This is a genomic window from Zhaonella formicivorans, from assembly GCF_004353525.1.
GTDB classification, from domain to species: domain Bacteria; phylum Bacillota; class DUOV01; order DUOV01; family Zhaonellaceae; genus Zhaonella; species Zhaonella formicivorans.
Genome location: NZ_CP085524.1, coordinates 1,770,952 through 1,796,351, shown reverse-complemented (window position 1 = coordinate 1,796,351; position 25,400 = coordinate 1,770,952). Strand labels below are relative to the sequence as shown.

General features: G+C 44.6%; 20 protein-coding genes and 1 pseudogene. 18 read left to right on the top strand and 3 right to left on the bottom strand.

Going from position 1 to position 25,400, the window contains the following annotated elements:
* The first annotated feature begins 12 nt into the window (after window positions 1-12).
* From EYS13_RS08890 to EYS13_RS08880, 3 genes are all read left to right on the top strand, one after another.
* A complete protein-coding gene (locus tag EYS13_RS08890) occupies window positions 13-888 on the top strand; it encodes an FAD binding domain-containing protein (protein WP_227761880.1) in 876 nt (291 codons plus the stop codon).
* Window positions 875-1,363 carry a (2Fe-2S)-binding protein gene (locus tag EYS13_RS08885; protein ID WP_227761879.1) on the top strand — a complete coding sequence of 163 codons (489 nt, stop codon included), beginning with the start codon at window positions 875-877 and terminating at the stop codon, window positions 1,361-1,363. Before EYS13_RS08890 ends, EYS13_RS08885 begins: the two co-directional genes overlap by 14 nt.
* A gap of 100 nt (window positions 1,364-1,463) precedes the next feature.
* Window positions 1,464-1,655 carry a hypothetical protein gene (locus EYS13_RS08880; RefSeq protein ID WP_227761878.1) on the top strand — a complete coding sequence of 64 codons (192 nt, stop codon included), beginning with the start codon at window positions 1,464-1,466 and terminating at the stop codon, window positions 1,653-1,655.
* Between the two features lie 46 nt (window positions 1,656-1,701).
* Here EYS13_RS08880 and EYS13_RS08875 read toward each other — a convergent pair whose 3' ends face one another.
* Window positions 1,702-2,250 (bottom strand): NADH peroxidase, encoded by a 549-nt coding sequence (locus tag EYS13_RS08875; RefSeq protein ID WP_227761877.1) that lies wholly within the window; start codon window positions 2,248-2,250, stop codon window positions 1,702-1,704.
* Window positions 2,251-2,489: 239 nt separating this feature from the next.
* On the opposite strand from EYS13_RS08875, the gene EYS13_RS08870 reads away from it, so the two are divergent.
* The 9 genes from EYS13_RS08870 to EYS13_RS08830 all read left to right on the top strand — a co-directional run bounded on the left by EYS13_RS08870 (window position 2,490) and on the right by EYS13_RS08830 (window position 14,261).
* Window positions 2,490-3,698 carry an RtcB family protein gene (locus EYS13_RS08870; RefSeq protein WP_227761875.1) on the top strand — a complete coding sequence of 403 codons (1,209 nt, stop codon included), beginning with the start codon at window positions 2,490-2,492 and terminating at the stop codon, window positions 3,696-3,698.
* 287 nt (window positions 3,699-3,985) lie between these two features.
* The gene (locus EYS13_RS08865) at window positions 3,986-5,641 is read left to right on the top strand and encodes a PucR family transcriptional regulator (RefSeq protein WP_227761874.1); all 1,656 of its coding nucleotides are present in this window, start codon (window positions 3,986-3,988) and stop codon (window positions 5,639-5,641) included.
* Between the two features lie 432 nt (window positions 5,642-6,073).
* Complete coding sequence (locus EYS13_RS08860) at window positions 6,074-7,312, top strand: hypothetical protein (RefSeq protein WP_227761873.1); 1,239 nt, start codon at window positions 6,074-6,076, stop codon at window positions 7,310-7,312.
* Between the two features lie 11 nt (window positions 7,313-7,323).
* Window positions 7,324-8,229 (top strand): oxamate carbamoyltransferase subunit AllH family protein, encoded by a 906-nt coding sequence (locus EYS13_RS08855; RefSeq protein WP_227761872.1) that lies wholly within the window; start codon window positions 7,324-7,326, stop codon window positions 8,227-8,229.
* Window positions 8,219-9,781, top strand: coding sequence for an acyl-CoA synthetase FdrA (gene fdrA / locus EYS13_RS08850; protein WP_227761871.1), 1,563 nt, complete (start codon window positions 8,219-8,221; stop codon window positions 9,779-9,781). The genes EYS13_RS08855 and fdrA overlap by 11 nt, the downstream gene beginning before the upstream one ends.
* 2 nt (window positions 9,782-9,783) lie before the next feature.
* Window positions 9,784-11,205 (top strand): YlbE family protein, encoded by a 1,422-nt coding sequence (locus tag EYS13_RS08845; RefSeq protein WP_227761870.1) that lies wholly within the window; start codon window positions 9,784-9,786, stop codon window positions 11,203-11,205.
* A 34-nt stretch (window positions 11,206-11,239) separates the two neighbouring features.
* Window positions 11,240-12,343, top strand: a complete 1,104-nt coding sequence (atzD, locus tag EYS13_RS08840) for a cyanuric acid amidohydrolase (RefSeq protein WP_227761868.1) — start codon at window positions 11,240-11,242, stop codon at window positions 12,341-12,343.
* A 79-nt stretch (window positions 12,344-12,422) separates the two neighbouring features.
* Window positions 12,423-12,869, top strand: coding sequence for a DMT family transporter (locus tag EYS13_RS08835; protein ID WP_227761867.1), 447 nt, complete (start codon window positions 12,423-12,425; stop codon window positions 12,867-12,869).
* Between the two features lie 93 nt (window positions 12,870-12,962).
* Window positions 12,963-14,261: a nucleobase:cation symporter-2 family protein gene (locus EYS13_RS08830; RefSeq protein WP_227761866.1), complete on the top strand. Its 1,299-nt coding sequence runs from the start codon at window positions 12,963-12,965 to the stop codon at window positions 14,259-14,261.
* A gap of 396 nt (window positions 14,262-14,657) precedes the next feature.
* Here EYS13_RS08830 and EYS13_RS08825 read toward each other — a convergent pair.
* A pseudogene (locus EYS13_RS08825) lies at window positions 14,658-15,904 on the bottom strand (IS110 family RNA-guided transposase).
* Between the two features lie 411 nt (window positions 15,905-16,315).
* Here EYS13_RS08825 and arcC point away from each other — a divergent pair.
* The 4 genes from arcC (at window position 16,316) to EYS13_RS08805 (ending at window position 21,537) form a co-directional block, all read left to right on the top strand.
* The gene (gene arcC, locus EYS13_RS08820) at window positions 16,316-17,254 is read left to right on the top strand and encodes a carbamate kinase (protein ID WP_227761865.1); all 939 of its coding nucleotides are present in this window, start codon (window positions 16,316-16,318) and stop codon (window positions 17,252-17,254) included.
* Window positions 17,255-17,550: 296 nt separating this feature from the next.
* Window positions 17,551-17,829, top strand: a complete 279-nt coding sequence (locus EYS13_RS08815; protein WP_227761864.1) for an AbrB/MazE/SpoVT family DNA-binding domain-containing protein — start codon at window positions 17,551-17,553, stop codon at window positions 17,827-17,829.
* Entirely contained in the window at window positions 17,826-18,086 is a 261-nt protein-coding gene (locus EYS13_RS08810) for a hypothetical protein (protein ID WP_227761863.1), read from the top strand. The genes EYS13_RS08815 and EYS13_RS08810 overlap by 4 nt, the downstream gene beginning before the upstream one ends.
* 703 nt (window positions 18,087-18,789) lie before the next feature.
* The gene (locus tag EYS13_RS08805; RefSeq protein WP_227761862.1) at window positions 18,790-21,537 is read left to right on the top strand and encodes an MBL fold metallo-hydrolase; all 2,748 of its coding nucleotides are present in this window, start codon (window positions 18,790-18,792) and stop codon (window positions 21,535-21,537) included.
* 77 nt (window positions 21,538-21,614) lie between these two features.
* Here EYS13_RS08805 and EYS13_RS08800 read toward each other — a convergent pair whose 3' ends face one another.
* Window positions 21,615-22,505, bottom strand: coding sequence for a DMT family transporter (locus tag EYS13_RS08800; protein ID WP_227761860.1), 891 nt, complete (start codon window positions 22,503-22,505; stop codon window positions 21,615-21,617).
* Window positions 22,506-22,790: 285 nt separating this feature from the next.
* Between EYS13_RS08800 and argF the strand changes: the two genes are divergently transcribed.
* Window positions 22,791-23,777 (top strand): ornithine carbamoyltransferase, encoded by a 987-nt coding sequence (gene argF / locus EYS13_RS08795; protein WP_227761859.1) that lies wholly within the window; start codon window positions 22,791-22,793, stop codon window positions 23,775-23,777.
* A gap of 251 nt (window positions 23,778-24,028) precedes the next feature.
* Window positions 24,029-25,342 (top strand): glucose-6-phosphate isomerase, encoded by a 1,314-nt coding sequence (locus EYS13_RS08790; RefSeq protein WP_227767864.1) that lies wholly within the window; start codon window positions 24,029-24,031, stop codon window positions 25,340-25,342.
* The last annotated feature ends 58 nt before the right edge of the window (window positions 25,343-25,400 follow it).

Here is a 25,400-nt window from a genome sequence, read left to right as displayed (position 1 = left end):
AGGAGGGGGAAGATGCGCTTTCAAACCTTAACCCCACGAACCGCCTGCGAGGCTTTGGAACTGCTGCGGGAAAACCGGGGGGAATTGCTGCCGGTAGCGGGAGGGACCAATGTGCTGGTGGATCTGCGCCGTGGTAAAGTAGCTCCTCAAGTTTTGGTTGATTTATCTCGGCTTGAGGAATGGCGGGAAATAAGATTCACCGGCGATATGCTGGAAATTGGCGGCCTGGTTACCCATGCGGATTTGGCGGCAAGCCCGCTTTTAATGGGCCCCTTTGCTGCTTTGCGGATGGCCGCAAGGGTAGTGGGGGGGCCGCAAATCAGAAACCGGGGCACGTTGGCCGGCAATTTGCAGAGTGCCTCTCCGGCGGCTGATGCAGTTTCCCCGCTACTGGCCTTGAATGCAGTCTTAACGCTGGTAAGCGCTGAAGGTTCAAGGGAAGTAAAGGTTGCTGAATTTTTCCTTGGACCGGGGAAAACCCTGTTAAAACCCACGGAACTGATCAGCAAGGTGACCATCAGGGCCAATCCCGGCGGCAAGTCCATTTTTTATAAATGCGGCAAAAGAAACGCACTGGCTATTTCTGTCGTTAACCTGGCTGCCTACCTGGAACTGAACCCTGAGGGGAGATGCACCGGGTCAGGAATTGCCTTGGGTGCTGTAGCGCCTACACCGGTAAGGGCAAAAAGGGTTGAATCCTATTTGTTGCAGCAAAAAATAGATGACACTGTAATTGCACAGGCTCAGGAACTGGTGGACAGTGACATTTGTCCCATTTCCGACATCAGGGCAGAAGCTAGCTACCGGCGGCAGTTGGCCAAAGTGCTGGCAGGCCGTGCCTTATATGCTTTAGCGGGACTTGGGGGGAATAATTATGGCGTTGGTTGAGTTGGCTATGACTGTCAACGGCAAGCAAATTCGAGCTCAGGTAGAGGAACATCGAACTTTGCTTTATTTCATCAGGGAGGTCCTTGGTTTAAAGGGCACAAAAGAAGGTTGCGGAGAGGGCGACTGCGGGGCTTGTACCGTTCTCCTGGATGGCAAGGCAGTTAATTCATGCCTGGTACTGGCTGTGCAAGCCGTTGGTAGGGAGCTTACTACTATTGAGGGGTTAGGCAGCCCGGGAAACCTACATCCCTTACAGCAGGCGTTTGTTGAGGAGGGAGCCATTCAATGCGGCTACTGTACGCCCGGCATGATTCTTTCCGCAAAAGCGCTGCTGGATAGTAATCCTAATCCCTCAATTGAAGAAATTCGCACTGGAATTTCAGGCAACCTCTGCCGCTGTACCGGGTATCAGCGGATTGTGGCGGCTGTGCAAAAGGCAAGTAGAATTCTAATACAAAACTCACGCCCGAAATAAAGTTCTATTTGTCATAAAAAGCACTATAAAATCGTTTACAGTACAACCTGAACGGTGGTACAATAAGGACAACAATTGGGCAGCGGTGAGGTGAGACTTGTTGTCTGTGTTAGCAATGCAAAAAGATGCAACAAAATTCCGGCTGTTCATTAGCAGGAAGTGGGAAGAATATAACTGCGAATGCGGGAAGTTGCTTTTTCGAGCCAAATGCAAGCCTGTAGGTTTAGAAATCCAATGTCCCAAGTGCCGGAAGTTGATACAATACGGCCTTGAACATAAACTGGATGAATAAAAAACCTGGGAGATTTAGTTAATCCCAGGTTTTTTATCATAAATTGTTATTTGCCAAAGTATCTCTGGAGAAGGCCTTGGAAAGCGGCGCCGTGTCTTGCTTCATCTTTGCACATTTCATGGACGGTGTCATGAATAGCATCGTAATTGAGTTGCTTAGCTTTTGTAGCTAAATCTTTTTTGCCCTTGCATGCCCCAAACTCCGCTTCAACCCGCATCTCAAGGTTCTTTTTGGTGTCGGCACAAACTACCTCGCCCAGAAGTTCGGCAAACTTGGCAGCATGTTCAGCTTCTTCCCAGGCAATTCTCTTATATGCTTCTGCAATTTCGGGAAAACCTTCCCTGTCTGCCTGGCGGCTCATGGCCAAATACATGCCAACTTCGGTGCACTCACCGACAAAGTTAGCCTTTAGCCCTTCGATAACTTCAGGGTCGATATCCTTGGCAATGCCGATTTTATGTTCATCAGCCCACTCCAATTTACCCTCAGTCTTTTCACTGAATTTTTCAGCGGGAGCGCCGCACTGCGGGCATTTTACCGGTGGTTCGGTCCCCTCATGTACGTAACCGCAAATTGCACACACAAACTTTTTCATTTTGACATACCTCCATATCTCTTGTTTTCTAGAATTACGACTTCTAGATTGATTATATCACTAGAAGTAACTATTATCAATAATAAAAACAAATAAAAATTATGTAACGACATTCTATATAAAGCATAAGCAATTATTGCCAACCCATATTTTACATTATGATGCTCTTGCTATTGTCAGTAAATTGTTCTATAGTCATACTGTTAAATTTCTCTGCAATAGTTGGGGGAAGGAAAAAGATGTTTCAACTTTATAATCATGGCCTGCAGAAATTTCCAATTAAGGTATGGTTGGAAGCACCGGTACAAATAGAGTCTGGTTGCCTACAGCAGGCCATAAATTTGTCTAATCTGCCCTTCCTGCACAAGTGGGTAGCGTTAATGCCTGATACCCATGAAGGGTTTGGCATGCCCATCGGAGGGGTGATTGCTGTCGAGGGAGTTATCATCCCTAATGCTGTGGGCGTGGATATCGGCTGCGGTATGGCCTACCTGGAAACAAATCTGCATAAATCAGATTTAACAATGGATATGTTGCAAACTATAGTCGGCAATATCATGAGAGACATCCCCACTGGCTTTAGCCACCATAAAAAGCGGCAGGAATGCCGTGCCATTGAGAGGTTTAAAAAAGTGTTGGGCGAACATAGCTCTCCTTTGGACCGAGCTTTATGGGAGGAAGTGGAAAGCGGCTATTATCAGGTAGGTACTCTGGGAGGGGGAAATCATTTTATTGAACTGCAGGAAGATGAGCAAGGCATGGTCTGTATAATGATCCACAGCGGCAGCAGGAATTTCGGCTACAAGATAGCACGGCATTTTAATGAAGTGGCCAAAGAGCTGAACCGCAAAATGTCTGCTCCTGTTCCCCGTGAATATGACCTGGCCTTTTTACCTGTAGATACGGAAGAAGGGCAGAGTTACGTGCGTTGGATGGATTTAGCCCTGGACTTTGCCAGGGAAAACAGGGACAAGATGCTCCTGGTGGTTAAAGATATTTTAGCGCAAGCTTTTCCGCGCATAGAATTTCACAATGAAATAAATGCCCACCATAATTACGCTGCCTTGGAAAACCATTATGGTGAGGATGTCTGGGTGCACAGAAAAGGAGCCATCAGGGTTAGGAAAGGAGAAATGGGGATCGTGCCCGGTGCCATGGGCAGCTTCAGCTATATAGTTGAGGGGCTGGGCAACCCCGAATCATTTTATTCCTGTTCCCATGGTGCCGGGAGAAAAATGGGCAGAAAAGAGGCGTTGCGTGAGATCCCTGCAGAGAAAACCATGGCTGATTTAAAAGAACTGGGAGTGGTCCTGGGCAAGCAGAAAAAAGCTGATATATCGGAGGAGAGCAGGTTTGCCTACAAGGACATCGACTTCGTAATCAGCCAGGAGCTGGATCTGGTGAAACCGGTCAAGAAGCTGAAGACGCTGGCAGTGGTGAAAGGATAGTAAAGAGGTTTTGGGGAGGCTAAACAGAAACTTAAAAGAAGCAAAATGGTGGACTCAATTCGTATAACTTAGTGAAAGGCAAAAATCTCTGGGAAGCTTTTCCATCCTTAAGTTCAAATAGGGTTTAATAGGCTGTGTAGGTGTTTTATGTTAAAATAATTTTGGATGTAAAAATTGAGCCCCAAAATTATGCAAAAGGCTCATATAAAAGTAGCAAAGAGCCGATTTAGTGTATTTTTTAAATTAACAGGTGGCCCGGATTCTATTGGTAGAAGGTGTATATGCTGATGATGGGAATTACTGTAAGAGAGGCGCTGAGCTTGCCTCAGATGGAGGGAGCAGTACTGGTTGGCGGCGAACAGGGACTTGATCGTATAATCAATTCTGTGAACATCATGGAAGTACCAGACATAGGAAGTTATATAAAACCCGCAGAGCTTTTGCTGACAACCGCTTATCCTATTAAAGATGATTTCAAAGCTCTAGAAAATTTGATACCCGAACTAAACAAATGTGGATTGGCTGCGCTGGCTATAAAGCCGGAACGCTATATCTGCGAGATTCCAGAGATTATGATTAAGCAGGCCAACCAATACAAGTTTCCCTTGATTAAATTGCCCAACAGCGCATCATTTAATGAAATTATAAATCCTATTTTGGCTGAAATTTTAAACCGCCAGGCAGCCATCCTGCAAAGGAATGAACAACTTAGCAAAGCCTTAACCGATATAGTTCTACATGGCGGAGGGCTGGCTGAGATCGCGAGGACTTTAGCCGGCTTACTGGGACTGCCGGTTTCCATTCATGATCCTTTTTTCCGTAAGATAGCTTCGTGGTTAGAGCCCCGCGATTTTGGTACTGATAAGAACCGGGCACTGGCTGAACTGGTAAATGATAGAAAACAGCTGGCAGAAGCCTGTAAGGATGGTAGGGAACAATTGGTATTCAATTATGCCGGTGGGTTATATGCCAGATGTCGCCCTGTTACAGTTGCCGAGGAAATTTATGCATACTTGTTTATCTGGGAACCCCAAAAGCCTATTTCTGAACGGGATAAAACCGGTATCGATCAGGCAGTTACTGTAATTGCTTTGGAAATAAGCAAGCAACGGGCTGTCTTTGATGTAGAGTGCAGGTTTAAAAGCAGCTTCATTGAATATCTCGTGGATGGTAAAATTACCTCAAAGGAAGATGCGATCATTTTGGCCGAAAGATTTGGGTGGGAAATTAATAATGGTTTTACAGTCATGTTATTTGATTGTGATGATTTGCAATCGCTTTACGATCAGGAGCCATTGTTTGCCCGTAAGAAACGGCTTAAGATGATGGAGATAGTAAATACAACTGTTGCTTCATTATCTCCGGGATCAGCGGTTGTCGAGATGGGAAGACGGTTAATGGTCCTGCACCGCCCTCTGCCAGGTAAAGATACTAAACAGTTGCGGAGAAATGCTGAGACTTTGGCCCGTTCCTGTTGTAAAGAGTTAACAAAGCGGTTAGACACACGAATACTAGTTGGGATTAGCCGCTTTATTGCCGACCCCATGAAGATTGCTGAAGGCATAAACCAATCCCAACAGGCCCTGGAAATCGGGAGGCGTGCTTACGAATGTGCCCAAGTTTTACACTTTGACGACTTGGGCGTATACCGCATTTTATTGTCTTCTGATGCGGTAGAGATGCGATGTTTCTTTGACGATATCTTAGGCCAACTGGTCTCATACGATGAAAAAAATAAAGCCGGTCTAATTGCAACGTTGGAGATGCTGTTTGCTAATGATATGAACCTACAGAAAACAGCTGATGCCTTATTTATTCACTATAATACTTTGAGATACCGCATAAACCGGATACAACAACTTACTGGTCTTGATTTAAAGTTTCCGGATGATCGTTTGAACCTGCAGCTTGCCCTTAAAATCCTGCACATGAAAGGAAATTAACTTTAAGTATATGGCCACCGTTTATTCGGTGGTGTTTTTTATTTATATTATGATTTAACTTGTTGATATTTGACTAATTAAAGCGTTGTCTTTTGTATGTATTTGACATAGAGTGGTTGACTTAGCAGTGTTAAACTACAAATGTCCGGATATAGGTAATTGGATCTAATTACCAGAAATGTTTTTGCGGCGGAGGTGAATAATATCATAGCCTCGGGTTCGCCGCGCTGAAGAACAGGCTGTGGCCCATGGAATACCAATCTTATGTGTTTCGTGTAGATGTCGACGTACAGTTAGATTGCATAGGCACGCAGAGGTTAAGGGGAGGAGATATAATAACGAGTCGTTCTTTTGGGAGGGTTAAGTTTTAAAAATAAAAAATGGAAGAATAGACGGTTGTATTTAAAACGGATTTTGTTAGGAGGATAAAAAATGAGTGCAATTGTACTTTTGCCGCTTCTTGTTATCATTGTCGTCCTTGTTATGAAAAAGCATATGATAGTCGCGGGTATCAGCGGTGCAATCGTTGCTATGATTATCGGTCATATGGGTCTGGCGTCAGCAACAAAAATAATCATGGACGCTATTCCCGGTATGATGTCTATGACAACACCAATTATGTATTCCGCGACGGCCCTTGCTGTTGCCAAGACAGGAGGGTTTGATGCTCTGCTTCGGCTAAGTCGGAAAATCACCGGCAATAGAGTATATCTAGTCGCTGGTGCTATTGTGCTCATTCAGGCACTAGCAACTTACGCTGCTGGTCTTGGTGCAGGAAATACAATGGTAACAGGTCCATTGGCATTTGCTGCTGTAGGAGCAGTTCCTGAGCTAATTGCAGGTATGGCGATTGCAACAGCAGCGAGTTTTGAGACATCCCCAGCTTCTGCCGAGAGTGCCACAATTGCTAAAATTGCAGGGATAGATGTTGGCACCTATGTTAACACAATGTTTCCATTTACGATCTTATTTTGGATAATTGGTATTGCCCTGGCATCTTATGGAGTTTGGCGGCGGGGACATATTTTGAATGAAGAAAACAATGAACCCATGCCCATGGGCCAGTTAATAAGAACTGCTCTTCCACCTCTCTACTTTATTGTTGTAGTTGTCGCCGGTAAGTATTTAAACAATATGTTATTTGGCGGTTACCATGTATTTACACCACCTTTTAACATGATCACCACTATTGTTCTGGCAACAATTTTAACAAAATACTCAATAGATAATATGGCTGAGAATTTAGTTCAAGGTTCATCTTTCATCCTGACGCGGTTGTTTACAATCGGTGTTTTCCTTGGTTTTATAAATATTCTTTCAGAAATTGGTACCTTTAAATATATAGCTCAGATTGCGGCTAGTGCCCCACCTTTTGTTTTTGTATCGACAGCAATTTTAGCTGGCTTCATTGTAGCTGTACCTGCTGGAGCGTATAGCGTTGGCGTAATTAGCCTGGTGGTTCCCGTTCTTGCTGCTGTCGGCCTTACTCCTTTACAAATGGGACTTGTGGCCCTGGCGATCGGTATGGGAACGCAGATGAGTCCTGTTCAGATTAATGTTGCTGCTCTCTCCCAGACATTCCAAATGGAAATTGAAAGAGTTGTACGCAATAATGCGCCATATGTGCTAGGGGTTCTTGTGTTGTTGGTTATATTAGGTCTCTTCCTGTAAGTGAAGAAAGGGTGGATGTTTTGGAGGCTCTTTCTGTAGGTATAGGGGCCTGGAGGACTATAGAAAAACAGACTTCTACTGAAGTAATTTCCATATTTAAAAGTTCATTGTATTGCCGAGCCCCGGCTGGACTCATTTGTGTAGGTAGCCAGTCTATAGGGCATGGACCCATTAATGTGCTGCTGAGCGAACATGAATGGAACTCCTTATACAATCGCATCTTTGCTGGGGAACACTTAGTTTTTACTAAAGTTCCAACTTCTGGCATCAACAAGGTTTTGTTAATGAGGAGATGCATTTATGCAGCACGTATTGACCCGCCACGCGATTTTGGCCTTAAGTCTTTGTGTCTGGATTCCTTGTGGTCACATTTATTTACTTACGGTAAGGGTCCAATGCTTTGCGCCCTTAACGGCGGTGCTCCCTGTACCAGTGACCCTTTCGATAAGGTTGTAATGCAAAGAGGTAAGCAGGGCATCGATCTCCTCCGGATAAACTGGAACCGAAATGAATGGCAGTTTATTGCGGATGAAGCAGTTAAAAATTTATTGGGTTTGGGACCAGGTTTGACTCCATCTGGGGATGATCTGCTTGTGGGTTACATGAGCGGGTTGGATTTAATATCTGCCATAAGTTCCCGCGCCTGGGAGATTAAAAAAATGATGCAGTCTAAAGTGCTGTCATCCCTTGCACGTACAAACGAAATTAGCCAAACACATATCAGGTGGGCTTGTAGAGGGTACTATATGGAACCGCTCACAGCCTTGCTAAAGGCAATTGCGGAGGGAGAGCCAGAAGCAGTTGGCGTTAGCATGAAAAAATTGCTAGCAAGGGGTGCATCTTCAGGTACAGATACAGCTATTGGATTGCTGTTGGCCCTGGAAAACGGAAAGGAGATGCTGAGTAGTGGTTATTAGATGGTTAATTAAACCAAAGATGTATCAGGATTCTGTAAAACTAATGAAGTTATCTTCTGAACTCAGTAAGCAAGAGGGGATAAAGCATGCTTCTGTAATTATGGCGACGGAGTTGAACAAGAGCACTTTAGAAAATATAGGGATGTTGGTACCTGAAGTTGCTGCTGCCAATGCCGATGATCTGGCGATAATCGTGGCGTCAGATACAGAAAAGCAGGCACAAAAAGCTTTGGAATTGGCGGAAAAACTTCTCAACCGTGCCGAAGTACAACAGGGTGAGACTAAACAGCAATCTCCTAAGACCTTACGAAGCGCAGTAGAGGCTTTACCAGGTGCTAATTTAGCCCTTATCTCTGTGCCAGGAATATATGCAGCAACAGAGGCGCTTAAAGCACTAAACCTGGGACTTAACGTGCATATATTTAGTGATAACGTTTCCCTGGAAGATGAGGTCTGGCTTAAGCAAATCGGAACTAAGAAAGGATTGCTGGTAATGGGGCCGGATTGCGGTACGGCAATTATTGATGGCGTGCCCCTTGCTTTTGCCAACGTTGTTTCTCGTGGCAAAATAGGGATAGTTGGTGCTTCAGGAACCGGTATTCAAGAAGCAACTGTTCTGATCGAGCGTATGGGAGGAGGCATTTCCCATGCCATAGGAACCGGAGGCAGAGACCTCTTAGATGAAGTTGGTGGGCAAATGATGCTTCTCGGTATTGATCTTCTTGAAAATGACCCTTCGACTGAGGTTATTTTATTGATTTCAAAACCTGCTGGACCACAGACAACTAAAAAAATACTGGATAGGGTTAAGCAGTGTAAGAAACCCGTAATAGTAAATTTGCTAAAAGGCGATATGAATATCATTAGGTCAGCTGGTTTTGTGGGTGCAGTAACCATCGAAGATGCGGCTTATAAGGCAGTCGCTTTGGCCAATGGAGAAGAAGCAGTTTCCATACCGGAAACTTACTGGGGGGATTATTCAGAACAGATGGCAGTGTTGGAGCGCCAGCTGTGCCCGAACCAGCGTTATATACGGGGCCTGTTTACGGGGGGCACCCTAGCCGACGAGGCAATGGTGATACTCAGCGATATCATCGGGGATATCTTCTCCAATATCCCATTAAAACCAGAACTAAAATTACCTTCAGCAAGGAAAAGCCACAAGCATACCATTGTGGATTTAGGGGATGACGAGTTTACAAGAGGGCGTCCACATCCAATGATTGATCCCTTTCCTCGCAACGAACGTTTAATGCAGGAGTATGCTGATCCGGAGGTAGGAGTTATCCTTTGTGATGTAGTAACTGGTTACGGGAGTCACGCTGACCCGGCAGGGGAACTGGCCCGCGCAGTGGCCCGTGCCCGGGATGCTTATCCGAGCAATAATCCGGCAGTAATTGCCTTTGTGTGTGGTACCGAAGCCGACCCGCAACCTCTTAGTGAACAGGTTAAAGTCCTCGAAGAAGAAGGAATTTTTGTCTTACCATCCAATGCGGAAGCAGCTCGGACGGCGGGCAGGATTATCAAGTTACACGAGAACCGGAGGGTTTAATCATGACTTTAAGTAGAAATTTAATTAATGGCCCTGTCAAGGTTGTTAATGTGGGGCTTGATTCTTTTGCCAATAACTTGACTTCGCTGGGCGTCGCTAATATACATGTAGAATGGAGACCGCCTGCCAATGGCGACCCGCATCTTGTCAGACTGTTGGCCTTAATTGAACAAAATATTGATGTAATTAACACTGCCAATCAAAAAGCTATCAATCGTTTACTAGAAGCACAACCGAAACTGGTTGATGTCAAGCTTGCTGGCGACGTAATTCCTGGCTTCGAACGTAATATGATATTGCACTCTGGCCCCCCGATTACATGGAGTAAAATGTGCGGCCCTATGCGTGGTGCTGTTATTGGCGCTCTTATCTATGAAGGCCTGGCAGATAATGCAGAGCAAGCTGAGAAATTGGCTGCTAGCGGCGAAATAAAGTTTGCTCCCTGTCATGAATATAGCGCTGTCGGTCCAATGTCCGGGATTATTTCAGCTTCTATGCCAGTTTTTGTTGTTGAAAATGAAGCCGCTGGAAACCGGGCATACTCAAACTTTAATGAAGGCTTGGGCAAGGTCCTGCGTTTCGGGGCCAATTCTCCTGAAATAATAGAGCGTTTGCGTTGGATTCGTGATGTCCTAGCACCGGCGTTACGCGATGCCATTTTGGCATGTGGTGGTATAGACCTAAAGACTCTTACTGCTAAAGCTCTCCAGATGGGAGATGAATGCCACAATCGCAACCTGGCGGCAACTTCCTTATTGATACGTACTTTGATGCCTGCGTTAGTTAAGACCTATCCACCTAATAAACTGGAGGAGGTTGTTTCTTTCCTGGCGAAAAATGATCACTTCTATCTCAATATTTCCATGGCCGCCTGTAAGGCAACCCTCGATGCTGCACATGGAATCCAAGGGAGTACACTTGTTACGGCTATGGCACGAAATGGGGTAGAGTTTGGTATTCGCGTCAGCGGGCTTGGTAATGAGTGGTTTACATCCCCGGCACCATATGTTAAAGGGCTCTATTTTCCTGGGTACGATGATGAAGATGCTAACCCTGATCTAGGAGATAGCGCTATTACTGAAACGTGCGGTCTTGGCGGTTTTGCTATGGCAGCGGCACCAGCTATTGTGCAGTTTGTAGGGGGTACCCCTCAGGATGCCCTTAACTATACCCTAGAGATGTACAATATTACTTTGACCTCAAACCCTGCCTACACTATTCCCAACCTTGGTTTTCGGTCAACCCCAACAGGGATTGATGTTTTAAAGGTTGTTGAAACAGGCATTAACCCGATCATCAATACAGGTATTGCCCACCGTGAGGCAGGTGTGGGACAGGTCGGGGCCGGTCTTGTCCGGGCACCAATGGAGTGTTTTATAGCAGCACTGCGTCGTCTTGCTGAAATTATTTTAACAGTTGGCTAACAATGAGTTTATTAAAAAATGAGGGGGTTTTAACATGCAAAAAGTTGAAGTTTTTCGTATCCCAACAGCCTCACCTGATGATATAAGCGGGTTGGCTACTTTGATTGATTCAGGGGAGATTAATCCGGCTGAAATTGTTGCTATTCTGGGCAAAACAGAAGGTAATGGCTGTGTTAACGATTTTACTCGCGGTTTTGCCACCCAGTCTTTAGCGTTGTATGTAGCAGAAAAATTGGGAATAAGTTACGAAGAAGTTGTGAAAAAAGTTGCGTTTATAATGTCAGGTGGTACTGAGGGTGTCATGACGCCGCACCTTACTGTATTTGTCCGAAAAGATGTCCAGGAACCGGCTAAGCCGGGAAAACGCTTGGCAGTAGGCGTAGCTTTTACGCGGGATTTTTTGCCGGAAGAATTGGGCCGCATGGAACAGGTAAACGAAGTGGCTCGAGCTGTAAAAGAGGCTATGAAAGATGCCCAAATAGATGATCCCCGCGATGTTCACTTTGTTCAGATTAAGTGCCCGCTTTTGACTGCTGAAAGAATTGAGGATGCCAAGCGACGTGGAAAAGATGTTGCGGTAAACGACACCTATAAATCAATGGCTTACTCACGTGGAGCTTCAGCTCTCGGAGTTGCTCTTGCACTGGGCGAGATATCTGCGGATAAGATTAGCAATGAAGCCATTTGTCATGACTGGAATCTCTACTCCAGTGTGGCTTCGACGTCAGCCGGGGTTGAACTCCTTAATGATGAAATTATCGTAGTAGGAAACTCTACCAATAGTGCCAGCGATTTGGTTATTGGGCACTCTGTTATGAAGGATGCCATTGACGCTGATGCAGTACGCACTGCCCTTAAAGATGCCGGGTTAAAATTCGATTGTTGCCCGCCAGCCGAAGAGCTTGCTAAGATCGTAAATGTATTGGCAAAGGCTGAGGCTTCATCTTCTGGTACAGTTAGGGGTCGTCGTAACACTATGCTTGATGATTCTGATATTAATCATACTCGATCGGCACGAGCGGTAGTAAATGCTGTTATTGCCAGCGTGGTAGGAGATCCCATGGTTTACGTTTCAGGTGGTGCAGAGCACCAAGGACCTGATGGCGGCGGTCCAATAGCTGTTATTGCCAGAGTGTAGGAAGGAAAGGGGGGCCCATTATCAATGGCCCCCTGAATGGTATTTTGTAGCTTAACATAACTAGATTAAGGTGAAGGTCATGCTCGTATTTTTCTTTTTGGCCCTTAGCATCGGAGCTATATGGGCGCTTCAGCCGGTGATAAATGCTGGGTTGGCCCGAACAACTGGCCCCCTGATGGCTTCCACAATTTCTTTTTTTATTGGTTCATTGCTGCTGATAATATCAGTCGTGATTTATCGTTGTTTTGCTAAAGAACCTTTCAATTTTGCCGTCCTTAACCAGGTCAACCCTATTTATTATATGGGAGGGGCAATCGGTGCTGCTGTCGTACTTGGAATGACGACGATTATTCCCAAACTCGGTGCGGGAGGGGTACTTTCTTCGGCGATTACGGGTCAACTGATTATGGCAGCAGTAATCGATCATTATGGTCTATTAGGCGCTCCTCGAATAGCTTTAGACTCAATGCGTTTCATTGGCATAATCTTTTTATTAATTGGTGTAAACCTAGTAATTCACAGGTAGACCCTCTGTCATTCAAGACTCCAGCAGCTAGATGGACACCCTTATTGCCATAAATTACTTGAATAAGGTGATATATGAAGAGGAGGAAAAACAGTGAGTCGTCATTTTATTGGTGTAGACGAAAAACCTGCCCTCCCATACCTAATTATGTATGGGATCCAGCATGTCCTGGCTATGTTTGCTGGCATCGTAGCTGTACCACTAATGGTTGGCGCTGCTTTAAAATTACCCGGCGAACAGATTACTATTCTCGTTCAAGGTTCGCTTTTAACCAGTGGGATCGGGACATTAGTTCAATCCCTTGGTATTGGTAGGCTTGGTGCTCGCCTCCCTATATGTATGGGTACAGCATTTGTCTTTATTTCTCCATTTATAAGCGTGGGTTCTCAATTGGGTATCCAGGCTATTTTTGGAGCAGCAATTGTGGCCGGTATTGTGGAGTTTGTTTTTAGTTTTTTCGTTTGGCGTATTCAGAAATATGTACCTCCGGTTGTTACAGGAACTGTTGTAGTCTTGATTGGTATGGGATTGATGCCCCTAGGTTTTACTTGGTTAGCAGGTGGGGAAAGCCCACTGTTTGGTCAGCCAATAAGTTTTGCTATTGGTGGATTGGTTTTAGTGACTTTGATTTTGGTAAACCAATTTACAAAGGGATTTTGGCCTTCTATATCTGTTGCTCTGGCTATTGTTATAGGTTACCTGTCTGCAGGTATCGTTGGTGTATTGAATCTCGGACTGGTCAAGGAGGCAACATGGTTTGCTGTACCAAAAGTATTTTCCTTTGGGATGCCAATGTTTTCATTTCCTGCGATCTTAGCGGTTCTGGTAGCGCAATTTGCCTCAATGCTGGAAACTATAGGTGATACTTATGCAACAGGTGTGGTAGCTAATAAGGAAATAGGTCGGCGCGAGTTATCCGGAGCAATCAGTGTTGACGGTTTGATGTCATCAATTGCAGTTTTATTTAATGGGTTACCAATCACTTCCTTTAGTCAGAACATTGGTGTGATAAGCATTACAAAAGTAGCCAGTCGCTTTGCCGTAGCTGTCAGTGGCATTATATTATTGCTTATGGGCCTTGTACCAAAATTTGCGGCTCTGATTGCTAGTATGCCTGCGCCAGTACTAGGTGGTGCTGCCTTGGTAATGTTTGGCTCAATTGCAGGGTCAGGTATTTTACAGTTCCGCGAAGCGAAAGGCTTTGGGGAACGTGAGATGTTCATTTTTGCTATCTCAGTTGCTTTAGGGATGGGTTTTGGGCTGCATTCAGAAGGTGCATTAGAACATCTGCCATCTTACCTTACGATCATCCTAGGATCCGGTGTTGTGGTAGGGGGTATAACAGCCATTATACTTAATCAGGTATTGCCTCAAAGACAGAAAGAAAAATAAATGCTTCCCCGTTGTTTCATGTTGGTAAACTTTTATTGCGGTTTTTAATCGGGGCAAAGCCCAGACCTGTGACATGGGGAATACCATGTTAAGTGTTTACAGGCTCACCAGTTTTGCTTTTACGATACTAACAATAATGGGAAAATGCACTAAGGCGTACAAACGGATAACCAACGGGAAAGCCGGCCTCCTTATTTCTATCGGTCGTACTTATTGGTAAAATTGACGTTACAAGAACTCCCTTTCTGTTTTGGTATTAACACGAAAATAAATTTGAAATGTTCTTTAACAACTGCATATGCCAACCAGGATAACCCGTAAAAAGGTAATAATTAACTAGCCAATGCAGATCTTGCATCAGTGAAATTAATTCTTTTGGAAAAACCATTGTAGCTGTTAGGCAACCTCGTGAGGTTCTATTACCTCCAGACCTAGTTTCTTAGCTTCAGCAATAATCCTTTTAACTCGAAACTTTTCCTGTTTTTGTTTGGCTTTTTCAAAGGATGTTTCATCGTAATCAGCATCATTTTTTAACAGGTTGTATATTATTACGAGAACTTTTCTGGCTAATGCAACAAGAGCTTTTTTGGCGCCACGGCGTTGTTTGATTTTCCAATACCAGGATGATAAGTAGCTTTGACGTATTCGGGTGATGCACCAAGCAACTTCACATAGGATCCGTTTTAAATAGGTGTTACCGTTGGTGGTACGAGTGGACTTTTTTTTCCTGCACTTTCATTGTTACCGGGGGTTAAGCCTGCCCAAGAACAGATGTGTTCAGCGGTTTTAAAACGACTCATATCAATTCCGATTTCCGCCAAAATGGCTGCTGCTGCAGTTTTATCAATGCCCGGTATGCCGTCTAGTTGCTCTAGTTGTCTTTGATACTGAGCCAGTTTTTCTTCTAAGTTTTGCTCTACTTGACGGAGATGCTCGTAATGCTGATCTAGCCAACCCAACAATAGCTTTAGGAACTCTCTTTGATGAACATCCATTTTGCCATTGACCGCCTGTTTGATCTCATGGAGCTTATTCTTAGCACGCCCCTTTACAAAATTCTCTACTTCCCGGGCGGATATTTTCCCGTGACGGCAAAGGTGGTCCATAATCGCCCGGCCCGATACGCCGAAGATATCGGTGAGGAAGGTGGAGAGCTTAAAGCCGCAGCTTTGTAAGTGTTTTTCGATGCGGTTCTTTTGCGACGCAATCTCTTCGATAATACTTTTGCGGTACCGGGTCAGATTACGGAGTTCCCGGATAGGTTTGGAGGGAATAAAACTTCCTTCCAACAATCCGGCGCGCAAAAGGGTGGCTATCCATTCGGCGTCTTTCATGTCGGTCTTTTTACCGGGTACATTTTTCATATGTCGGGCATTGGCAACAATCAAAACCATACTGCCGTCAAAGGCTTCTTCCAACACGTTATATACAGGCTGCCAATAGATGCCGGTGCTTTCCATTGCAACATGCCGACAGTTCTCATTTTCTAGCCAAACTTTCAGTTCATCTAGCCCGGCAAGAAGGGTGGAAAAGGTGCGGATAGTTTTAACCGGTTCCCCACTAAGATTGCCTTTCAAGAGGCAAGCAACAACTGTTTCCTTGTGGACATCAAGACCACAACATATTTCCAGGATGTCTTGCATGAGTTTCCTCCTGCTTCATTGGATTTCAGGGATGATTGCCCGAGAAAGAAAGAAGTTTAACACCCGTGCTGTTCCCAAGTCCTTAAGAACAAGGGGCGACAATTGGCTGTGCTCAAAAGCAATCAGGTTAGGTTATTTAACGAGGTTATACCATCAAAATAAAATCAACCTTTGTCCCTGATAATTTCAATGTAGCAAAAAATTAAGCCTTTGCAAGTCATCTAACTTATTTTCATTCCTGGTTGTGTTTTACAAACATGGATGGTTATTTAGTTATTGGCTATACCTATTTTACCAAAACAAGGGGTGTTTTTATTTAAAAAGCTAGTAATTCCATGGCTTTAAGGCAGTTTCTTATCTGCGAAAGTCGAGTAAATAAAAAACAAAATTTAACAGGAGAGTGAGTTAAACATGGAAAAGTTGGCAGTAATAGCTATAGGCGGTAATTCTTTGATTAAAGACAAAAAACTCATTGGTTTGTATGACCAACTAGCAACAATGAGGGAAACCTGCCGTGATATTGCAGATGTGGTCGAAAAGGGCTGGAATGTTGTAATTACTCATGGCAACGGACCACAGGTGGGCTTTTTAATTCGCCGTGCGGAACTGGCGTGTGGTGAATTGCCGCTGATACCTTTGGAGTTTGCAGTGGCTGATACCCAGGGAGCAATAGGTTATATGATCCAGCAGTCATTAATGAATGAATTTCGCCGCAGAGGGATTAAAAGGCAGGCCATTACGATTGTGACTCAAGTAGTAGTTGATCAAAACGATGAGGCTTTTCAGAACCCCACTAAACCCATCGGCAGTTTTATGACCAGGGAAGAAGCTCAACGGCATATTAAAGAAGACGGTTGGAAGGTAGTGGAGGACGCTGGCAGAGGCTGGCGGCGGGTAGTACCCTCCCCCGAACCCAAAGCGATGGTTGAGATCAAAGCTATTAAAGATTTGATTGATGACGGATATATTGTCATTTGTGTAGGAGGGGGCGGTATACCTGTAGTAGAACAGGAGGGCAACCTGGAAGGGGTTGCTGCTGTTGTAGACAAAGATTATGCTTCCTCGTTGTTAGCTAAGGAGATTGAAGCTGACGTTCTTGTAATATCTACAGGTGTAAATAAAGTTGCCATAAATTTTGGCAAACCTGACCAGAAAGAACTGGATAGGCTAACAATAGCCGAAGCAGAAGCATACATGGCTGCAGGACATTTTCCACCAGGAAACATGGGTCCAAAGATTATGGCCTTGCTAAGGTACCTTAAGAATGGCGGCAAGGAAGGCATCATTACGTCGCCAACGGAATTAGTTGCTGCCCTTGAAGGAAAAACAGGTACTAGAATTGTGCCTTAAAACTTCCTTATGAGGTACCTAAACCAAGGGGATGCAAACCAACAAACCAAGGGGACTGTCCCTGCGGCTTTGTCCCCTGCGGCTTTGTCCTTTCGTTGGCGGAGTGTTGCTGGAGGGTGAGTCAGATGGTTATGAGTCTGACACAGGCACGTTCTACATTAATATGGACTTTCAGTTTTATTATTCAGAGCAGGTTTAAAGGAAGTTGATATTTTTCGTTAATATAGTGGATATCTTCCTCGGGTTAGAATATAATAAAGTTAGAAAGTTGAACTTTATTATATGGGGATGAGAACATGTTGGTGGAATTAAAACAAAAATCCCAAGTGACTATTCCTAGTGAACTGGTGAAAAAACTTAAACTTAAGCCCGGCGATAAATTGGAAGTCGAAGAAAAGGACGGTTGCCTGATTATTACCCCCGTTGAGGTTATTCCGCGGGCTCAAATGTGGTTTTATTCTAAGGAATGGCAGGCGGATGAGCAGAAGGTGGAGCAACAAATACGGGAAGGCCGGGTGAAAACGGCAAAAAGCAAAGAGGAATTGTTCAAAGGCCTGGGACTGGATGAAATATGAACATTTACTATTCCGACCTTTTTGCTGACAAAGTCAAGCAGCTTCCAATAGAAGTGAAGCGCGCCTTGAAAAAGAAGCTAGAGCTAATGATGGAAAACCCCAGGCATCCTTCCCTCCGCACTAAGAAGATTCAGGGACAGGACAACATCTTTGAGGCAAGTGTCACCATGGATATTCGTTTAACATGGCAATACACCGAGGACAGTATTTTGCTGCGGAATATCGGAGAGCATGACAAGACTCTCAAGAACCCGTAAGAATTACCATTGTTATAGTTGAGCAATATTTATGCAAGGGTTGAAAGGCTCGTTACAATTTATGTTAGTGGGCCGCCTTTTCTGACAGCCTTCATGGTTAATTTAAACTTTTGCATGCCTTGTGGGGAAATTCCCATTGGGCTTTTTTCATGCCTAAAGGGGGTATAAAAATGGCACTATCAGGCAAAAGGGAGCGGTGTTCGTGCAAACGGCAGACGCTCCTGTTTCATTTTCTGAGGAAGCTACACCGGCAGCCTTGACCGAAGAAGGTACACCATTACTGATGCGGCAAAGAGGTACTGGGATAAGGATACGCCTGTAACTGTCAAGGTAAACTCTGTTGTGGTTTCTGACGGTTTATCCTTGAGCATTGCGGCGGCGTGGTGGTATTTGATGCCCCTCTTGTACTGGACGTTGAGTTCGGCATAGAATTATTTATGTTTCTCTCTTTATTGGAATGTTAAATCAACCTGAAGTCCCACCGAAGCGCAAAAACGTATCTGGAATTATGACCCAGTTCGCTTGGTCCGATAGGTGCTGCGCCGATATGTAAACCAAGGGTTAAACCAAGGGGACTGTCCCTGCGGCTTAAACCGGGGTGGGGCTTTTTTTAGTGGGTAGCAAGATCTGGGGAAATATCATAAAACTCTAAAAAAATATTGTATAATATTGGTATGCTTATTTTACAATGAGGTGGAATAATATGATGCAATATATACCATTAGGTGGGGCAGATGAGATAGGGGCTTCAGCTCACTTGCTCTTAGTAGGCGCCAGTGCTTACCTGGTGGATTGTGGTCAGAGACAGGCTTGTCCTGATCGTCCCTTGCCAGATTTTGCATTACTGCAAGACCTGCTTAAAGGCCAAAAACTGACAGCCATTTTTTTGACCCATTCCCACTTTGATCATATTGGCGCCCTGCCATTGATCTGTCAGGCTTATCCGGGAACACCTGTTTACGCTACAACTGCCACATGCGATTTGACCCGTGTGCTCTTGTTTGACAGCCTCAAAGTGATGGATATGCGAGAGGGAGAAGTTCCCCTTTATGATGAGGAATTAGTTAAAGAGGCATTGAATTGTTTACGGCCCGTACCCCTGGGAAGTTTTGTATTGTTGCCTGACGGTACAAAGGCGCATTTTTTCCGGGCAGGACATATCCTGGGAGCTGCCATGATCGGGTTGGAAACCACTGAGGGGAGAGTTCTTTTCACAGGAGATTTTTCTGTATCTGGGACTAGAACAATAATGCCGGCGGCATTACCTAAATTTTCCCCCCATCTTGTCATTACCGAGGCTACCTATGGTGACCGCCATCATGCGGACCGTAAACGTGAAGAAAACAATTTAGTAAATAAAATTTCTCAAGTGATCCGAGACGGCGGACATGTTCTGGTTCCTGCTTTTGCACAAGGTAGGGCACAAGAAATATTATATTTGCTTCGTTTAGCCCGTTTGAGACAAAAGGACAATGAAAAATTTCCAATATGGGTTGACGGGTTAGTTAGAAGCATAAATACAGTATATTTAAATCATATTAACCAATTATCAAAATTCTTGCAAAAAAGGGTTTATAATGGGCAGCATCCATTTTACAGTGATTCTGTCAGGGCTATCGGTAACCCTGTTAAAAATGAGCGAGAAGCAGCCCTGGCAGGAAAACCTGCATGTTTTATCAGCAGTTCAGGGATGTTAACTGGCGGAGCCAGCGCCTATTACGCTGAAAAACTCTTAAGCGGTGAAAAAAATGCCATTTTATTAACTGGCTATCAGGATGAAGAAAGCCCTGGGAGAAGGTTGATTGAATTACTGGACAAGCCGGCTGAAGAGAAAAGAATTTTGCTAAACGGGCAGGAGATAACTGTTAAATGTAGAGTAGAAAAGTATAATCTTTCTGCCCATGCCGATCAGCAAGAAATATTTGGTTTTTTAACAGCCCTCAAACCGAAAAGAGTCATATTAACCCATGGCCAGGCAGAGGCCAGGGAAACTTTGGCAGCAGCCCTAAGAAACCGTTTGGCAGTTTACCTGCCAAATAATGGAGAAGTGTTGGAGTTTACATTTGGCCAATATACGAGAAGGCAGAATATTGCTAAAGCAGCTGCTGAAGGGGATGTGGTAGCCTTTTGGAAAAACACCTTACTTTCTAACGGTATCAAAGAGTATCACTTAGATGAAATGGCAGCCAAAATTGGTTGTGATACCGGTTCGCTGCAGACAAGACTTAAACAGAGCGGCTTGTTTAAGGAAATTTATCAGAATGTTTGGGTCCCCTTGTCTGAAGAGGAAATAGCTTTACAGAGCAAAAGAAAAGAACTGATGGATAACTTAGGTAATTTGACAAACAAGTTAATTGCAGTTACCTGTGAAAATAACTCGTGTTTGTCCTATTGCATCTCTCAGGATGCCTATGGGATCAATGTTGAAATACCCGGCCAGGCTGAACAGGTATATATAAAAGCGGAAGATATTATTGGTATTTGCGGGACCTTGTCACAAAGTCAGCTGGAAAATGTTAATAATAACTGGTTAGAATTATTATTTAACCAGGAAGAATCCTCTCTGCAAGACTTGCGGATTAAGGTGTTTGATACATGGAGAGTGCTGACAGGCTTGGCAAAGCCAAAGTTTTTGTGTTTGGAGCAAAATCAAGCACGGGAAATATTTATTGCTGCCCTGAAAAATTATGGTTTGAATAAAGTAGGGATGAATCCTGAGACCGGTGAAGTGATAATTTATTTTTACTTTCCGCGAGCTTTACCGGAAGCAATAAACGGCCTGCTCCTTGAATTGCTGAAGGAAACCGGTTGGACCTGGCGGATTAATCAGGAGACTAATCTGGAGGCGCTGAAATTAAAGTTGGTTGAATTAATGCCGGAGGGAGTTTCGCTTCTTAAAGAACCATCAGTTTACCGGGAAGAAAATAAAGTAAAAATAAAGGTAATGTCACCAAGTAATCCAGAACAGCACCGGTGGCAAAGAATAATGCTGGATTTTAATAAGGCGACAGGATGGAAACTCGAAGTGGAAACAGAAAGCCAACCTGCTATCATGGAAGTTCCAAAAACAACCGGCGGCAAAATGGAGATTAATGCAGCATTTAACTATATCAAGACAAGGCTTAAGGCTGAAGGGGCAGAAATATATAAAACATCATTAGTTGAGGGCTCCATAAGGGTTCAATTTATCACACCTCAGGCAGCTGAGCCATATAAACAGGTACTGAGCAAGCTGGAAGAGGAAACAGGATATGCCATCAGTATTTATCTGGAACCTAACGCATCCGCACTATTTCAAAAAGTTAGAAGCATTTTGCCAGTAAAGAAAAATCCCAGTTTATTTAAAGACAGGCGGGAAATCAAAATAGTTGTTGAGGAACCTATAAATGACGAAACCAGGCAGAAATTAGAGCAATTTTTTGCAGAAACCGGATATAAGGTTTCAGAATAAGAGGCTAATTAATATGGTGATCAAACCAAGGGGACTGTCCCTGTGATCAAACCAAGGGGACTGTCCCTGCGGCTTTGTTAAACTTTCTTTACCACTGCCAGAACAAGGGAGCAGAGGATTAGAGCGCTCCCCACCAACCCGACCGGCAGGATGGTTTCATGGAGGATGAGGTAGGCCAGAAGCAGGGTAAATAACGGTTCAGCCAGCTGCAAAATTCCTATGCTTTCAGGGCTGGCCACCTTTTGGGCCTGGGTCTGAAAAAGGGTGGGCAGGCCCGTACCGATAATTCCGATAATGATGATGGGCAGCAAACCTGCCCGGAAATAGCCCGGGTTAAAACCTTCAAAGAAAAGAGCTGCCAGCAAGGCGGTAATGGCAATTACCGCAAGTTGGAGCACGGTAAGCACTATTTCATCCTTGTTTTTGCCTAACCGGTCCAACTGCAGGATATAAACAGAGTAGAAGAGGGCGCAGGCGATGGACAGCGCGTCACCGGCATTGAAACCGGTCCCGTTCATTCCTGAAATCAGCTTAAGGCCGGCAATGGAGCTGACAACACTCAGCACAATCCACTTGGAAGGTAGTTTCTTCTTAAGGGCTATTTGGATTAAGGGAATAAATAAGACCGGCAGCGCAATTAAAAAGCCTGCTTTGGAAGCGGTGGTATACTTAAGGCCGATAATGGCTGCTGCATAGGCGAGAAAAATGAAAAGCCCCAGCACCAGACCCGCTTTTATATCCCCTTTGGTGATAGCTTTCACCTTTTGGGGGAAGGCAGCCGAGATTACGGCAGCACCGATTAGTGCCCTGCCCATCAGCAGGTGAAAGGGCGGAACAGAGCCGATGTAAAGCTTGATGAGAATAGTGCTCAAAGCCCAGCTGAAAGCAGTAAAGAGCATTTGCAGGTAGGCTTTATACAAGGCCTTGATTTCTTTGTCCGGTGCAGTTGGAACCAGTATTTTTTCCATGGCAACAAGTCCTTTAACAAAAACGAATACTTTATACTTTCAAACCCTTTATACTTCTTCAAGTTTATGCTAATTCCTTGTGGGACGGAATCAAATTTTATATAGACAAGCGAAGTATTGTTTTAAGCACAATCCTACTTGCAATAGCCCTTTATATTGTGGTAACATATTAATGAATAAATATACAACATCACGAATAAATATTCAACAACGGTTGGCGTGACAACTGAGTTAATGAATTGGTCTTAATCAACAGCATAAAATACACGAGGGGAGAGTTGTTTTATGGCAGTTAATCTTAAAGGAAGAAGTCTGCTTACACTGATGGATTTTTCACCCCAGGAAATCAGGTACTTGCTGGACTTGGCTCATGATTTGAAAGCCAAAAAGCGGATGGGAGTGTATAACTACTTACTTAAGGGCAAAAATATTGTGCTGCTCTTTGAAAAGACGTCCACCAGGACAAGGTGCGCTTTTGAAGTTGCCGCACTGGAAGAGGGCGCTCACGTGACTTTCCTGGACCAAAACAGCTCCCAGATGGGTAAAAAGGAATCTTTGGAGGATACCGCCAAAGTTTTGGGAAGATTTTACGACGGGATAGAATACAGGGGATTTAAGCAGTCAGTTGTGGAAGACCTGGCTAAATTTTCGGGGGTTCCTGTCTGGAACGGGCTAACCGATGTTGATCATCCTACCCAGATCCTTGCTGACTTAATGACTATTGAGGAGCATGTAGCTAAACCTCTAAACAAAGTAAAGGTTGTTTTCGTTGGTGACACCAGAAACAATATGGCCTATGCGTGGATGTACGGCTGCGCTAAAATGGGCATGCATTTTGTGGCTTTGGGCCCCAGAGAACTGGGCCCCAATCAGGAAATTGTGGAAAAAGTCAGGGAAGTAGCCAAAGAAACAGGTGCTGTAATTGAAGTGGCCCATGAATTGGAAGCTGTCCAGGGGGCTGATGTTATTTATACAGATGTATGGGCTTCGATGGGAGAAGAAGCAGAGCTTTCTGAACGGGTTAAACTTTTGACTCCTTATCGGGTAGATATGGAAATGCTTAAGCGGACGGGCAATCCCGATGTAGTCTTTATGCATTGCCTGCCCTCATTCCACGATTTTGAAACCACCATGGCAAAAGATGCCAAGGAAAAAGGATTGGACATCCGCGAAGTGACCGATGAAGTTTTTAGAAGCAGGCATTCAGTTGTATTTGATGAGGCGGAAAACAGAATGCACACCATCAAGGCGGTAATGGTTGCCACCTTATGAGGAATTGGAGTGTAATCACTCCAATTATTTTTTAAAATGATTATGATAATATTAAAGTGAGGTAAACCTTGGTTAGAGTTGCCAGAGTCTGATGGACCAGGGGAACACTTCAATTTAACCTTCCATAGCTCTTTTTTCAAGGGCTATATTGTTATCAGCAAAAATAAGGGTATAAATTGAAAAAAGTGAGAGAATAAAGCTATGTAGTCCAACGTGAAAAAATTGCAAAGTTTTGAACACAGGAGGACATGATGAGTACAGAAATCTCTTTTGATTACAGCTTTGCAAACAAATTCTTAGCAGCTAAAGAACTTGATTATATGGCTCCTCAAGTGGAACTGGCCCACGATTTATTACATCAGCGTAAAGGACCTGGCAACGAGTACAGCGGTTGGCTGGATTGGCCCCTTGCCTTTGATCAGGCAGAATTTAAACGTATCAAGTTTACAGCGGAAAAAATCAGGGAGAAAGCCGATGTGCTGCTGGTAATTGGTGTTGGCGGCTCCTACCTTGGGGCCCGCTCGGCCATAGAATTCTTGCAGCATACTTTTTATAACCGGATGGAGCGGGACAGGCGCCAAGGACCCGAAATTTACTTTGCGGGGCACAACCTCAGCTCCTCCTATCTGGCGCATTTGCTGGAGCTGGTAAAAGATCGGAGTATTTTTGTCAATGTGGTTTCCAAGTCAGGAACCACTCTGGAACCGGCGGTTGCATTCCGGATTTTTCGCCAATTGCTCGAAGAGAAGTATGGCAAAGCAGGCGCCAGGGAGCGTATCATTGCCACTACTGATCGGGCTACTGGAGCTTTGAAGAAGCTGGCGGAAGAGGAGGGGTACCAAACATTTACAGTGCCCGGCCACATCGGCGGCAGGTATTCGGTCTTGACTCCGGTAGGTTTACTGCCTATAGCTGCAAGCGGCATTAATATTGACGAGTTGATGAAAGGGGCTTGCCAGGGGCTTGAGCTGTACGGCCAGCGGGAATTGGACAAAAACCCCAGTTACCAGTATGCCGCTTTGCGGAATATTTTTTACCATAAAGGTAAGACCATTGAACTCCTGGCTGCTTACGAGCCTGCGCTTACCTATTTTGCAGAATGGTGGAAACAGCTTTTTGGAGAGAGCGAAGGGAAAGACCGGAAGGGCCTTTTTCCCGCCAGCGCAAACTTTACTACCGACCTGCATTCGCTGGGACAATACATTCAGGAGGGCCGCAGGGATCTGTTTGTTACTACTTTATGGGTAGAGGAGCCCCAAGAAGAACTGGTTGTTCCCGCGCTGGGTGACGATGCCGACGGTCTTGGCTACCTGGAAGGAAAATCGCTTCATTTTATTAATAGTAAAGCTGCTGAAGGAACTATCTTGGCTCACACCGAGGGTGGTGTTCCCAACTTGAAAATAACCATACCCCGGGTTACGCCCTATTATTACGGGCAGCTGGTCTATTTTTTTGAAAAAGCTTGTGCACTAAGCGGCTATCTCCTGGGAGTCAATCCATTTGACCAACCGGGGGTAGAGGCATATAAAAAGAACATGTTTAAACTCCTGGGTAAACCGGAATAACGCCTAGGGTGATAAAATCACCGATTTAGATTTCTTATCAGTTCTTGCCTGAAAACGT